The organism is Hyphomicrobium sp. MC8b, assembly GCF_905067615.1.
Classification (GTDB): domain Bacteria; phylum Pseudomonadota; class Alphaproteobacteria; order Rhizobiales; family Hyphomicrobiaceae; genus Hyphomicrobium_B.
In genome coordinates this window covers 4,123,068-4,136,535 of sequence record NZ_LR898465.1, presented here as the reverse complement: position 1 = coordinate 4,136,535, position 13,468 = coordinate 4,123,068, and the positions used below count along the sequence as shown (strand labels likewise).

Annotated in this window: 10 protein-coding genes; 5 read left to right on the top strand and 5 right to left on the bottom strand. The window is 59.6% G+C overall.

Going from position 1 to position 13,468, the window contains the following annotated elements; all coding sequences use genetic code 11:
• Positions 1 to 18: 18 nt before the first annotated feature.
• The 4 genes from ACLB1Z_RS19810 to ACLB1Z_RS19795 all read right to left on the bottom strand — a co-directional run bounded on the left by ACLB1Z_RS19810 (position 19) and on the right by ACLB1Z_RS19795 (position 7,091).
• The gene (locus ACLB1Z_RS19810) at positions 19 to 1,119 is read right to left on the bottom strand and encodes a fatty acid desaturase (protein ID WP_409563316.1); all 1,101 of its coding nucleotides are present in this window, start codon (positions 1,117 to 1,119) and stop codon (positions 19 to 21) included.
• 244 nt (positions 1,120 to 1,363) lie between these two features.
• Positions 1,364 to 2,728 carry a DUF2541 domain-containing protein gene (locus ACLB1Z_RS19805; RefSeq protein WP_409561374.1) on the bottom strand — a complete coding sequence of 455 codons (1,365 nt, stop codon included), beginning with the start codon at positions 2,726 to 2,728 and terminating at the stop codon, positions 1,364 to 1,366.
• A 708-nt stretch (positions 2,729 to 3,436) separates the two neighbouring features.
• Positions 3,437 to 4,600 carry a thermonuclease family protein gene (locus ACLB1Z_RS19800; RefSeq protein ID WP_409561373.1) on the bottom strand — a complete coding sequence of 388 codons (1,164 nt, stop codon included), beginning with the start codon at positions 4,598 to 4,600 and terminating at the stop codon, positions 3,437 to 3,439.
• Positions 4,601 to 4,739: 139 nt separating this feature from the next.
• Complete coding sequence (locus ACLB1Z_RS19795) at positions 4,740 to 7,091, bottom strand: protein kinase domain-containing protein (RefSeq protein ID WP_409561372.1); 2,352 nt, start codon at positions 7,089 to 7,091, stop codon at positions 4,740 to 4,742.
• 297 nt (positions 7,092 to 7,388) lie between these two features.
• Between ACLB1Z_RS19795 and ACLB1Z_RS19790 the strand changes: the two genes are divergently transcribed.
• The 4 genes from ACLB1Z_RS19790 (at position 7,389) to ACLB1Z_RS19775 (ending at position 10,126) form a co-directional block, all read left to right on the top strand.
• Positions 7,389 to 8,018, top strand: a complete 630-nt coding sequence (locus ACLB1Z_RS19790) for an FHA domain-containing protein (RefSeq protein ID WP_409561371.1) — start codon at positions 7,389 to 7,391, stop codon at positions 8,016 to 8,018.
• A 111-nt stretch (positions 8,019 to 8,129) separates the two neighbouring features.
• The gene (locus tag ACLB1Z_RS19785) at positions 8,130 to 8,948 is read left to right on the top strand and encodes an FHA domain-containing protein (protein WP_409561370.1); all 819 of its coding nucleotides are present in this window, start codon (positions 8,130 to 8,132) and stop codon (positions 8,946 to 8,948) included.
• A 7-nt stretch (positions 8,949 to 8,955) separates the two neighbouring features.
• Positions 8,956 to 9,744 carry a PP2C family protein-serine/threonine phosphatase gene (locus ACLB1Z_RS19780; protein ID WP_013949981.1) on the top strand — a complete coding sequence of 263 codons (789 nt, stop codon included), beginning with the start codon at positions 8,956 to 8,958 and terminating at the stop codon, positions 9,742 to 9,744.
• A 220-nt stretch (positions 9,745 to 9,964) separates the two neighbouring features.
• Positions 9,965 to 10,126: a hypothetical protein gene (locus ACLB1Z_RS19775; protein WP_409561369.1), complete on the top strand. Its 162-nt coding sequence runs from the start codon at positions 9,965 to 9,967 to the stop codon at positions 10,124 to 10,126.
• An 87-nt stretch (positions 10,127 to 10,213) separates the two neighbouring features.
• Here ACLB1Z_RS19775 and ACLB1Z_RS19770 read toward each other — a convergent pair whose 3' ends face one another.
• A complete protein-coding gene (locus ACLB1Z_RS19770) occupies positions 10,214 to 11,368 on the bottom strand; it encodes a cyclic nucleotide-gated ion channel (protein ID WP_409561368.1) in 1,155 nt (384 codons plus the stop codon).
• Between the two features lie 334 nt (positions 11,369 to 11,702).
• Between ACLB1Z_RS19770 and ACLB1Z_RS19765 the strand changes: the two genes are divergently transcribed.
• The gene (locus ACLB1Z_RS19765) at positions 11,703 to 13,379 is read left to right on the top strand and encodes a formate--tetrahydrofolate ligase (protein WP_409561367.1); all 1,677 of its coding nucleotides are present in this window, start codon (positions 11,703 to 11,705) and stop codon (positions 13,377 to 13,379) included.
• Positions 13,380 to 13,468: the final 89 nt, after the last annotated feature.

Below are 13,468 nucleotides of genomic sequence, written 5' to 3'. Positions count from 1 at the left end.
GCGCGAACGCAATAATCTTTAGGCAGTTGCTGGAAGTTCGTCGAAGCCGATGAGGCGGCGCTGGTCTTCGTCCCAGAGCTTCAATCGCGTGCATCGAAGGCTCTCACGCAGCGTCATCCGATTGATCGATTTCAACTCCGGGCTTGCATCAAGGCAAGCGAAAAGCCGGTAGTTCGGAATCATGCTGTTAAGGTGATGGATATGATGCAGCCCGATATTGCCCGTGAACCAGTTCAGGACTTTCGGGAGATCGTAATAGGACGAACCGAGCAGCGCCGCGACTTGGAAATCCCAGCCTTCGGCAGTGTCCCACGTCGTCTCTTCGAACTGATGTTGGATGAAGAACAGCCAGCCGCCCGTCGCGGCCGCAATATGCAGCACCGGTAGGCCCACCCAGAGCACGTTAGCGACGCCGAAGAAGTAGCAGAGCGGCGCGTAGAGCGCGACGAGCCCCACGTTCAGCGCTAGGACGCTTTTCCACGCATCACGCGGCGGCAAGGCATGGAACCACGGCAGTCGCTGTATGATAACGAAATAGGCTGGCACTCCCAGCCCAAACAAAAACAGCGGATGCCGATAAAGCTTGTAGTGCAGCTTCCGAAGCTTAGAGAGCTTCATGTATTCGTTCACCGTCATGGTATTGATATCGCCGGCACCGCGGCGATCGAGATTCCCGGACGTCGCGTGATGCTGCGCATGCTCCCGGCGCCACAGGCCGTAAGGCGCGAGCGTCAGCACGCTCATGGCGCGTCCGACGAAATCGTTGAGAGGACGCGACGCAAAGAATGACCCGTGGCCGCAATCGTGCTGGATGATAAAGGCCCGGACCAGAAGCCCGGCAGCAGGAACGGCAAGCAGCAGCGTCGCCCAATAGGCATGTTCGACGGTCGCGAACATCACGCCGATGATCAACACCAGCGGCACGATGGTCGTCAGCAGCTGCTGGATCGCAAGCCTCGGCACTGAACCGCGATACTTCTGGCAATGCGCGGCAAGGCGGCGGACGCGCTGTTTCTGCGTCTCCGGTAATGTCTTTGCGGCGGATGATGGAGCTAGTCTCGGATCGCGGGTGAAGACGTCGGCACGACTGTCGGCCTGCAGCGGCTGCTTGAGGCTCACGTTCAAAGCTTGGTCCCCCAATAGTGGAATCGACGGCCGGCCACAGGTAGCGTCGCGTAGCATATTCGTCGCACTTCGCGAAACGCTGTTGACGGAGTTTGCTGCGGGATAATCGGTCGATCCGATACGATTCCTGCGCAAAACCCTCAGTATTCTTCGGTCCGCGCGCATTGGTGCGAAAAAAAGAGGGCCGGATTGTGCCCGGCCCTCATGATTCTCCATCTACCGGCTATTCGCGCGAAGCCTAGTAATGTTGGCCCCAGATTTCGACGATGGCCGAACCTTTGCCTTTCGCGGACGAGTCGAAGAAACGCGACCGGTACTTGGCTTCGATATGGTCGATCGGGTGGCGGCGGCCCATCCTGAGATCGATCGGTCCGAACGTGCCGCCTGCGTCGACACGCGTGCGGATCGGAATGGTCTCGTCCTGGCCATCGGCGTAGACGACTTTGACCTCGTTAAGCGTAATAGCGCGGTCGCGGACCGTGACCCGCAGGCGTCTGAAGCCGCCTTCGTTGCTGCCGACTGGAATGATGTCCTTATCGAAGCCGATGAAGCCTGCCGTCTGAGCGCCGAGGAGCACCCAGCCCTGGTTATATTTGCGGCCTTCGCCCTTCGGTCCGAGCCAACCCGGCGCGTAACGGCCGAAGACTTCGATCCGCGCTTGCCCGTTGAAGTTCGGCCGCGAGCGATAGACGAGCTGGATCTCCTTGATGAAACGGTCGCCTCTGAGGTCTATCCAATTCGTCCGGGAGTTTTTCGGAATGTCGGCATTGATCGCCAGCGTATCGCTTTCCCCGTTCGCATAGACGATCTTCATCTCTTTGATGTGAATGTCGTTATCGAGGACACGCAGGCGAATCTTCGAAAACTTGCCTATTTCCGGTCCAATCCGGATGACGTCGCGGTCCGTTAGGAAGCCCACGTACTGCGCCCCAAAGAGAACGTCACCGCCCGCTGTGGGTTGGCCTGGTGTCGATGGGGACGCGACCGGAACCGTAGGGCGCACCGTGATATCGTTGTTCGATATCGCCCGGCTGGGCTGTCTGCTGCTGTAGTCAGCGCCGCCGCGATCCATTCCGCGGCCTTCGCGATCCTGAATTCCGATGATCTGCAGTCGCCCGCGGCCATAGCCGGGGACCTGTTCGATCTTGATCTGATCGATGAACTTGTTTTCGTAGGTCGGATTGATAGGCCGGCTGCGCTCGCCCCAATACATGTCGATCTGGCGGTCTTCGTTCCACACCGAACCGTCGCTGTAGACGATCTGGACGCGCCGGACGTCGAAAAGTTTGCCCATGGCATTCTTGATGCGAATGCCTTTGTAGGCGCCTTTAGCTTGCCGCACATCGATCGTATATCGGTCGAGAGACAGGTCGACGTCGGTTTCGGCAATGAGAATAAGCTGATCGCCACGGCGATAATGATACCGGTGCCGGTGGCGATGATGCCGATGGCGCCACGATTGAGCTTCGGCGACTGTCGTAGTGCTGATGAGGCCGGCAACACCCGCCCCAGCTCCGACGACAGTGACTGTTCCAACGCCGCTTACACCTGCGGCGCCTGTGGCCATGATGGCGCACAGCCCCAGTACCAGTCTGCGCAACATAAACTTGAACCCCTCTGGTTACTAACGCCCGTGCCCCTGCAACGGCGGCACTTTAGCGGCAGCGTTTCAAAACCGGGAGCGTTCACGCCAACGTTTGGCTGTTCAGAAAAAACGATGGTGTGAATCTGCAACACAGACTTCTGACTGTCCTGTCCGAGACTTGTGCGAGCTAAAGAAGAATCGGAATTCGGTTGCTGTATGAACGTTTGCACACCGATTTATTTTGCCAGTGTAAAGACCATTAGCCGGGCTTCTGCAGCGGACGGCGGTTAAGAGACATCTGGCGGTTTCCTCGCCCGCCTCTTTTGGTAGCCCAGAGAACTTCCGGTTGCAGGCTCGCGAGCTGTGGTACCGAGGCGGCTGATAAAAGACGGCGCTATCGTGCGCTTTTCCTAGTTCATTAGCGTTTCAAGTTTGATGCTGCCACAGCACAGCCGACTTTCCGCAAAGGAAACTTTGTTAGTTTATCGGGAGTTCAGCCGTTGCTTCTACGCATCACGGAACGGCAAATTAGGTACATGTTTACGACAAAAAAAGAATCACATGCCTCTGGTTCTTGATCTTTCTGCCACCTTTGGCTGTATAATCCGTATAGATCTTTCGCGCCGTTCCAAGACCCCAACAGCGTGAAGGTCGGTTTGCAACCCGCAGTCTCCCCCGGCTGCGGGATTTTTTTCCCGGGCAGCGTTCAACGCCAATACTGGCAGTTCAAGATTTATCCCATGGCGCGAAGCCCGCAGCTTTCGCCTCGTCTTCGCTGCAGAACCACCGCTCGCCGCGTGCGGTCCGCACCCGCGCCTTGGCATAGGCATCCGACCAGGGCAGGGCGTAGATCTTCGCCGATGCCCTAATGACACCCTTGATGGGGCAGCCGTCGGGCGCGTCGCGTTTGGCCGCCTCCCAGGTCTGGTTGCGCCAGTCTTGCGGTCTAAGAACTTCACCCTGCCAGATGCCGCGCTTGGCCTCGCGTGCGCCGCCTTCGTCGCTGCTGAGCGAGCCGAAGAACGATTTATCCGTCGCGAAAACGTAGCCGTCCCGCACCAGCATCGTCGCGACGTCCTGCGAACCATCGATCACGCAGCTTGCAAGCGTTCGTCCGCTATCGTCCTGGCCCGACGATGAGCACGTCACCTTATGACCGCGGACGATCCTGTTGAGGCCTAAACGGGCGGCGGAAGCGCAATTCCAGCGTCGGCCGTTGGCCCGATGGCAGGGCTGCGCTGCCGCCGGCGCTTCAATGCCAGCGAGGCGCACGAGGGTCCCATCGACTCGCATCGTATCGCCCGTCAGCGCGGCTGCCGTACCTGAGATTTCATTCGAAATGGTGACTTGGTGCGAAGCATCGATCGAGCCGGTCGAGATATTGAGATCCGACGTGCCGATGCCATCGGCGCTTCTCAGCATCGGGCCGCCGACGTAGATGAGCAGCAGAAACAGCCCCGCGCTGATGAGGTGATGCGCCTTGATCGGCGATTTTCGTGCTATGTCCGGCATCAGTTTGAGCTTGTCGCGTGCAGCATCAGCAGGAATGCGGATCGCGCTACGCAGTGGCGTCAAAAGTGCGCGCGCTGCGTCCTTCAAAACGCTCCAGCCGAATGAGACCCAGCGAACAATGCCCCAGAAGATCGCAATTGCGACGTCGGCGATGGCATGTCCGATGAACGCCAGCACGCGCATGACGCCGCTTTTGGCAGCGAACGCCCCGGCTCGCCCGGCATCGACACCCGCGTCGGCGACGTTCTTGACCTTCTCGATGGCGGCAACGCGCGCATCTTCAATCCGGCGCTGACGGTCGGCCCGGCGAACGAGAATGGTCGTCCGCACGTATTCCTTCCATTCAAAGCCTTCACTGCGCCTGCGCCACCCGAACATCGAGCGCACCTCCTCGAGCATGAATCGATTTAAGCATTTTGGGACGAATGATGGCAGCCCTTTGGCTCCATCGTGCAGCCCACAAGCATTTGCATGTGATCTAGCGAAGCCGTCTGACACCCGCAAGCAAAGGTGCGCTTCAGTTGCGCTGGGCGAGCTGTGCTCCCGGCAATGACCAGATCCGTATGACGCCGTCTTGTCCGCCGGTCAGCAGTGTGCGCCCATCGTTTGAGAACACGACAGTCTTTGCGCCGGATCCCAGTCCCGTGAGCGGCAGATAATTGCGCGGTCGCTTCAGGCTCCTGACGCGTACGACACCATCTTCGGACGCCGACGCCAGCAGATCACCGACGCCGGAAAACGCGAGCGCGGTGATGCGCGCATTGTGTCCGCCCAACGTCCGCTGCATGCGATAGGAATTCATGGAGAGCAGCTTCACAGTACCGTCGAGGCTACCGGTCGCGAGTAATGAGCCATCTGGCGAGAAATCAAGCGCCGAAATGAAATCGGAATTGTTGCGATAGAGCCGCCGCGAGTCTTTCGTCTCGACGCTCCAGATCCTCACAGTCCGGTCCGCGCCGCCTGATGCAATCCAACGACCCGATGGATCGACCGCGAGCGCTTGCACCGCATTCTCATGCCCTTCGAGCACCGCCGTGGGAGCGTTCTGGAAGGCTGTTTCCCACAGCGTCACCATCCAGTCGTGACTGGCGGTTGCGATGCGATCTTCCGAAGCAATGAAATCGACCGCCCAGATGGTTGCGTCGTTGCGCTTGAAGCGGAAGAGGCGGCGCTTGCTGTCAAGATCATAGATGTCGACGGCGCCGTTGGCATGGCCGGTCACGACGCGATTATTGCGCACGGCAAGCGATACGGCCGGGCCATCTTCCAGCTGGATCGTGCCCAGCTGATAGCGCGTATCGTAGGACCAGACTTTAAGTTGCGCCTCGTGCGCGGCCGTCACGATCAGGCGGCCATCGCCGCTCAGCGCCAGCCGTTCGATTGGCGCATCGTAAGCCTTGATCTCAGCCGTTTCCGTCAGAGCAGGATCGGGATTGACGGCAACCGGTTTCGAGATCGTTCCCGTCGTGATCGCGCTTACATGCGTCGATAGAAGCTGCGGGATCCGATCGTGGAATGCAAACACGACGCCCGCGAGCGCTGCCGCAACGATAACGCGCGTCGTTAGCCGGCGCAGGAACGGCTTGCGCCCGACGTCCGGGTTGGGACGCACCTTCGGCTTCGATTTGGCTTTCTCAGCTTGCGGACGCGCTGGCGGCGGTAATGGTGGCAGCTTCTCCGCGGCTTTGGCCTTGTCCGCTTTGGCTTTTTCAGCTCGCGCCTTCGCCTTTTCGGCCGCCGCCGACTTTTTCACGGCGGCAGACGGCGCGGGCGGCGGAGCAGCCTTGCTCTTGCCCTTGTTCTTCGCGGCGGAAGGCTCTTTCAGCGACTCGACGAAATCGAGCATGCCGCCTTTCGGACCCGGCGCATCGGGAGGCGGCGGAACTGCGGTATTGATGATGGCTTCGGTTGCGCGCTTCTCATCGTCCTGCTTGCGGCGGACTTCGGTCTTCTCTCGCAGGCGTTGGAAAAGCCCGGGCTTCTCCGGATCCGGCGAAAGCAGCGCCCCACGCCATTCGGCAACCGAACGCGGCCGCGCGTCGACGGAAAGCGCCAGCGCCTGCTGGATGGCCGTCAGAAACGATTGCCGATAGCTCGCCAGCGCGGCGTCGCGCACCGGCACCATCTCGTCCTTCAGCATGCGCGACGGCGAGTCGGGCGGCCGCTTACCGGTCACCGCATGATAGAGCGTCGCGGCGAAGGCATAGATATCCGACCACGGCCCCTGCTGGCGGCTCGTCTCGGCATACTGTTCATACGGGCTGTAGCCGGGCTTCACGAGCGCCGACACCGTCTTCGTCTTTGAATGCGCAGCAATGTCGCTTCGTGCCGCCCCGAAGTCGATCAGCACCGGATCGCCGGTGTTGCGAATGATGATGTTATCGGGCGCGATATCGCGATGCAGGAAGTCGGCTTTGTGAATGACCTCAAGCGCATCGAGTAGCGGCGCGACGATCTGGTCGAGTTCCTTCTGGCGCGGCGCGCGGCCCAGATCCTTCAGCCAATTCTTAAGGCTTTTGCCTTCCTCGAACCGCAGCACCATGTAGGCGGTGTTGTTGGCGCGGAAGATGCGATGCACCTTGACGATGTTGTGGTGATCGAACTTCGCCAGCGTCTGCGCTTCTTCGATGAAGCGGTCGAGACCCCAGTTGTAATCGCCGGTGCAACTCTCTGACCGCGGCGTCGCTTCGAGGTTTTCGGTGCGCAGCGCAAAATCACTCGGGAAATATTCCTTGATGCTGACTTTGCGCGTCAGCTCCGGTTCGTCGGCGAGGTACGTGACGCCAAAACCGCCCGCACCGAGAACCCGGACGATTTTGTAATCGCCCGCGAGTTCCGTGCCGTCCGGTAAAGCGACAAGCTGCGTCATTGTCCTCGTGCGCGGGCCGTCCGCGCTGGTGATGATCTGTCCTGTGTTCTGCACCTCGCTGCAGAACGATCCACGAAGCTAGCTGCGCGTTTTGTCCTGGCCTCTCAACGAGCCAGCACCCTGTTGTCTCTGTTTTGAACCCATTACGCAAGAATGTGGCGTATCGACGGGTGATGAACCCCTGATGAATAAATCCTCGCGGTGTCGCTTTCCAGCCATGTTGCCGCCGACATCTCCTCACCAAATCTGCCTGGCGCGATGGGAACCCGAATCATCATGATGCACGCGCGGTCACGTTTGAAACGAGTCGCTATAGCCGGTACGGCGATTCTCGTTCCGGCGGCAGTCTTGACATTGCTGTCGTCGCACGGCGCAGCAAACGATTTGCTTGGTTCGTCCGGCCCGATCGCGACGCGCCTCAACGCTCTTTTTCATGACAGCTATCGCGTTGCGCCCGCTTTGACCGTTGGCCTGCTGCTCGCGGTCGCCCTGCCGATCGTCGCTGGCTTGGCCCGGCTATCGAAACCGCTCACCCGTTCAAAAGACGCCACGCGCATCTACAAGCCAAAGCCCGGCCGCGCCGATGCTTTCGATGCCGACGTCGGGCACGGGCCGGTCATTCCGCGCCGCATGCCATTCATCGAAATCGAGAACGGTCGCGGCATGAGATGCGCAATTCCGCGCGATATGCTGAGAATTGGCCGCGAGGATGATAACGACATTCGCATTCCGAGCCGCTATGTGCACCGCTATCACGCTGCCATTCATCGCGAAGATCACGATGATTGGCTTATCACCGATTTAACGGGCGTCGAGAGCAACGGCTTGATCGTCAACGGCCGCCGCTGCTGCGAAGCCCGCCTCCACGATGGCGACCTCATCCAGCTTGGTCCTGGAAAGCTGCGTTTTCGTGCCGGCGCTAGGTAATACTCGCGTTGTCGCCAAGGTTCTGTCCAGGTTCCAGTTCATGCGTATCAAAACGCTGCGGCGCGATTCGGCGGAAATCTGCGCCTGTCGAAATCAGAGGGAGATGTGTCGATGGCAATCGAACGGGGCGAGACCACCGCAGGCAACGAAGCGAAGGGCGGTAAGCCTCATAAATTTCTGGGCTCATTGAGGGACGCACTGATGGCAGCCGGTCGCGACGAAACAGCTCCAGCCGCAGCGGTCGCGGCCCCCGCACAGGTTCAGCCGGTTGCGCCACCTCCGGTTCCGGCCGCTCGGAGCGAGGAGCCAAAACCCATCCCGGTGGCAGCGGCATCTGACAGTCTGAGCGCCGAAGAGGCCGCACGTCTTGCCCGCACCGGTCCCGAACCCAAAATTCCGGAACGCTTCGGCCTGCCGAAAGAAAAAGAAGCCGACTCGCCGCCGACCACGCGCGTGATCCGTGCCGAACCCTCGAAGCCGCGAAAAGTCGAGGCAGAGCTCGATACCGAGGCTCCGGCCCGCACCGTTCTGGTGCGCGGCAAGCAGAAAATCGAGCACGGCGTTTTCGAGCGCGACCCCGTCGTCGGCTTTCTGATCGTTGTCGGCGGCCCCGGCCTTGGCTCTTTTCGCCCGATTTTCGAGGGCAACAACACGCTTGGCCGCTCGCGCGACAACCGGATTCCGCTGGATTTCGGCGATGATGCCATCTCGAACGAGGCGCAAGCCTACCTGCGCTACGATTCGACGGATCGGACTTTCCTCTTCGTGCCAAATCTTGCTAAGACGAATGTCGTTTCTGTGAACGACAAGCGACCGGCAGGCCCCGTGCCGCTGCAGCCGATGGACGTCATAACGCTCGGGCGCACGCAAGTCGCTTTCCTGCCGTTCTGCGGAAGCGATTTTGACTGGTCAGAGATTTCCGAAGCTTAAGGATCGAATGCCGCCGTTCGAGCATGCAGTCGCCGCAACGCGCGGAGCTCGCGACTATCAGGAAGATACAGCCGCGTTTCTATCGGACGGCGGTGAGCCCGTCGTATTGTCGAGCGAAGGGCCGGGCTACGACCGGGCGGGTTTGGCCGTTCTTGCCGACGGCATGGGTGGCCATACCGGAGGTGCGCTCGCAAGCCAAATGGTGTGCGATCATTTTCTGCAATCCGCCTCCGCTGCGAAAGGCGAGGTGAGCGAGCGGCTCATCGCCGGGCTGGGGGCCGCCAACGCCGCCCTCGCAACGAAGATTGCAGAGAACCCGCTGCTCGCTGGGATGGGCTCGACTCTAATCGGCGCCGCTTTCAGTCCGCTCGGCGTCGAATGGGTGAGCGTCGGGGACAGTCCGCTGTTCCTCTTCCGCCGCGGCGAGGTCGCGCTTCTGAACGAAGATCACTCGCTCGCGCCCGAACTCGATCGCATGGTTGCCGAAGGCAAGCTGACGGCCGAAGAGGCGCGTCACGACCCGCGCCGGCATATGCTGCGCTCGGCCGTAACGGGCGAGGAAATTGATCTGTTGGATGTTTCCCGCCAGCCGTTGAAACTCGAACCCGGCGATTACGTTGTGCTGGCGAGCGACGGCATCGCAACACTTGAAACGAACGAGATCGCCCGCCTGATCCAGGGTTACGCAAAAGACGGCGCGGCGGCGGTCGCCAGGGCCATCATTCGCTCGATCGAAGCGATCCGTGAGCCATATCAGGATAATGCGACCGTCCTGGTCGTAAGGGCCGTGGGCTGATTATTTCAGCCTGCTGCGCTGTCTTCGTCCATCGAAATTACGACAAGAATTATCTGCTTGAGCACAAGCAATAATTCATTCTGTTTCCGCGAATTTGATCAGCGCGCGTTGCAACCTTACGCAAATGTATTCTGGCCGCCAGAAACCGGCAAAGAACCTTCCGTATTCAGCCTTGGCTGACCGGCCGCAATGGCCGGCTGAGATGCGAAGGAGAGACTTTATGATTTCCAAGATTTTGAGCGCTGCTGTGATGGCCGGTCTTCTGATGTCGGTTGCGGCTCCGGTTATGGCCAACGCCGCCGATGCCCCGAAGACGAAGGCTGCCTGCAAAAAGGCGAAGGGCACGTGGGACAAAAAGACGAAGTCCTGCACCGTGAAGTAAGTCTCGAAGCATTTCGAGTTTCATGGAAACAGTGGGCCACAAGCCCACTGTTTTTTTTATGTCGAGACGCGTTGGATCGCCCGCCGTCTAGGAGGCCTCACGGAGATCGCCGGTCGCAAGCCTGCGAATGTGCGAGGCAACACGCGGCTGCTTCGATGCCAACCTATGAAAATCCTCGCGCTGCAACTTCAGCAGGCGGCACCGTGACGACGTTATGATAGCCTCTCCATGCGGACTGTTTTCAAACATTGTCTCCACACCGAAAACGTCGCCGACGGAATAGACGTGGCGTTGACCGTCCTTGAGCTTTTCAAGCCGTCCCGACGCGATGAAATACATAGCGTCACCCGGAGAACCCTTTTTCACGACTTCGACGTTCGGGGGCAGGTTGTGCGCTTCCAATAACGGCATAATTTCAGAGGCTTCTTTGGCGTCGAGACGCGCCAGTAGTGGCACACGCGACATCAAAGACCAGGAAATCACGAAGTCCCGCCTTTGCAGTTCTTGGGCAAAGCCGGTCGAGATGATGGCGACAGGCAATGCGAGGATGCAAAGACCCATTACCATTGTGACGCTACCAATGAGTTTGCCCAGGGCAGTAATGGGCGTCACGTCGCCGTAGCCAACCGTCGTAAGCGTGGCGATCGACCACCAGGCCGCTTCTGGAATGGTCCCGAATTTATCCGGCTGAGCGTTTCCTTCGATGTAGTACATCAAAGTCGCAGAGAAGAGCAGAGCCATTGCGAGAAGCAGGCCAGCGCCCGCCAGCGCCTTGCGCTCGTTCGAAAGCACGCGGATCAGCGTGTACATCGCCGGCGAGTAGCGCGACAGTTTCAAGAACCGCAACAGCCGCAGCGTTCTGAGGATACGCAGATCGATCAACACGATCGCGCTCAAATAGAATGGAAGGAATGCCAACAGATCGATGATCAGCGCCGGATGACACGCCAAATTGAGCCGCGCCTTCCACGGGTGCTTTCGGTTGAGATACGGCACTTCGGTAGCAGTCCAAAGTCGGAGCCCGTATTCGATAGTAAAGATCGCTACGGAAAACACTTCGAACCAATGAAACCAGGGCCGCCAGGCAGCCTCGAGCGATGGCACCGTTTCGGCGACGAATGCGGCGACGTTCAACAGAATAAGAACGACAATGAAGCTATCGAAGAGCTTGCTCGCCTTGTCGTCGCCCTGTCCGGTCTCGATGATCTCGTAAATGCGTTTACGGAGCGTCTTATAACGCAAGCCTGCTGCTTCTGCGATCCGCTCTGTCTGTTGGTGTAACACGACGTCCCCCGTAAATCCGTATAGAGATCGTTGCTCCCGTAGATCTCGTCATCGCACTGCATCATTGTGCGGCGCCGAACTACTCAACCAACGGCTCGTCTCCCCCGCGACGTTGAGTAGACCTTGCGTGACGGCGCCAACTGAGGCATCAGCGCATGGATATCGCCGATCACCTATCCGAGATTCGTCCATAGGCGCTTGGCAATTTCACGACCACAACTGAACGTCGTCATCCGCCCGAAGCACATAAGTTTTTCACCCAATAAAAAAAGATTTCTAGGAGGAAAAATCCGTGACCGTGAAGTCCGACATAGAGATTGCGCGCGAAGCGAAGCTGAAACCGATCGCCGAAGTCGCGGCAAAGGTCGGTGTGCCCGCCGAGGCGTTGGTTCCCTATGGTTGGACCAAAGCCAAGGTCTCTTCCGAGTACATCAAACAGATCGAAGGCAACAAGGACGGTAAGGTCATCCTCGTAACGGCCATCAGCCCGACGCCTGCCGGCGAAGGCAAGACGACGACGACCGTCGGCCTGAGCGACGGCCTTAACTATATCGGCAAGAAGGCCATCGCCGCACTGCGCGAGCCTTCGCTCGGACCGTGCTTCGGCGTGAAAGGTGGCGCGGCCGGCGGCGGCTACGCCCAGGTCGTGCCGATGGAAGACATCAACCTGCACTTCACGGGCGACTTCCACGCCATCACCAGCGCCCACAACCTACTGTCGGCGCTGATCGACAACCACATCTATTGGGGCAACGCGCTCGGCATCGACCAGCGCCGCATCGGTTGGAAGCGCGTCCTCGACATGAACGACCGCGCGTTGCGCTCGATCGTCAATTCGCTGGGTGGCGTCTCGAACGGTTTCCCGCGCGAAGATGGCTTCGACATCACGGTGGCGTCGGAAGTCATGGCGATCCTCTGCCTGTCGCGCGACATCAAGGATCTCGAAACACGCCTCGGTAACATCATCGTCGCCTACACCCGCGACAAGAAGCCCATTCGCGCGCGTGACTTGAAAGCTGACGGTGCCATGACGGTGCTGCTGAAAGACGCGCTGCAGCCGAACCTCGTGCAGACGCTCGAAAACAACCCGGTCTTCATCCACGGCGGCCCGTTCGCCAACATCGCCCACGGCTGCAACTCCGTGCTTGCGACAAAGACTGCAATGAAGCTCGCTGATTATGTCGTGACCGAAGCCGGTTTCGGCGCTGATCTCGGCGCTGAGAAGTTCTTCGACATCAAATGCCGTAAAGCCGGTATCGCACCATCGGTCGTCGTTATCGTTGCAACGGTGCGTGCGCTGAAGATGCACGGCGGCGTCGCCAAGGACGACCTCAAGGCCGAAAATGCCGCTGCCGTCGCCAAGGGCTGCGAAAACCTTAAGCGTCACATCGAGAACGTCAACAAGTTCGGCGTCCCGGCCGTCGTCGCGGTCAATAAATTCATCACCGACACCGACGCGGAAATCGTTGAAGTGCAGAAGGCCGCCGAGAGCATGGGTACGAAGGCATTCCTGTGCACCCATTGGGCCGACGGCGGCAAGGGCACCGAAGCGCTGGCCAACCATGTCGTTAAGGTGATTGATGAGGGCAAGGCGAACTTTAAGCCGCTTTATCCTGACAACATGAAGCTGCGTGACAAGGTCAAGACGATCGCAACCGAAATTTATCGCGCGGCCGACATTTCCTGCGACGCCAGCGTCGAGAACCAGTTCAAGGACCTGGAGGCCGCGGGCTTCGGCCATCTGCCGGTCTGCATGGCAAAGACCCAGTACTCATTCTCAACCGACCCCTCGAAGCGCGGCGCGCCCACCGGTCACATTGTCCCGGTCCGGGAGCTTCGCCTCTCGGCTGGCGCGGAATTCGTCGTCGTCGTTACCGGCGAGATCATGACAATGCCGGGTCTGCCGAAGGTGCCGGCAGCCGACTCGATCCGCCTCGACGACAAGGGCCAGATCCAGGGTCTGTTCTAATCCAAGAAATTCGGCAGGTTCCGCGCAGCGGAGTCGCCCATTTCTGATACATATCAGCCATACGGGGCAGGTCGTACCGCGGCCTGCCC

Excerpts from the sequence above, each read along its gene's own strand:
- ACLB1Z_RS19780 (WP_013949981.1), top strand. The coding sequence starts at position 8,956 with ATGCCGCCGTTCGAGCATGCAGTCGCCGCAACGCGCGGAGCTCGCGAC.
- ACLB1Z_RS19800 (WP_409561373.1), bottom strand. The coding sequence starts at position 4,600 with ATGTTCGGGTGGCGCAGGCGCAGTGAAGGCTTTGAATGGAAGGAATAC.
- ACLB1Z_RS19795 (WP_409561372.1), bottom strand. The coding sequence starts at position 7,091 with ATGACGCAGCTTGTCGCTTTACCGGACGGCACGGAACTCGCGGGCGAT.
- ACLB1Z_RS19775 (WP_409561369.1), top strand. The coding sequence starts at position 9,965 with ATGATTTCCAAGATTTTGAGCGCTGCTGTGATGGCCGGTCTTCTGATG.
- ACLB1Z_RS19805 (WP_409561374.1), bottom strand. The coding sequence starts at position 2,728 with ATGTTGCGCAGACTGGTACTGGGGCTGTGCGCCATCATGGCCACAGGC.
- ACLB1Z_RS19785 (WP_409561370.1), top strand. The coding sequence starts at position 8,130 with ATGGCAATCGAACGGGGCGAGACCACCGCAGGCAACGAAGCGAAGGGC.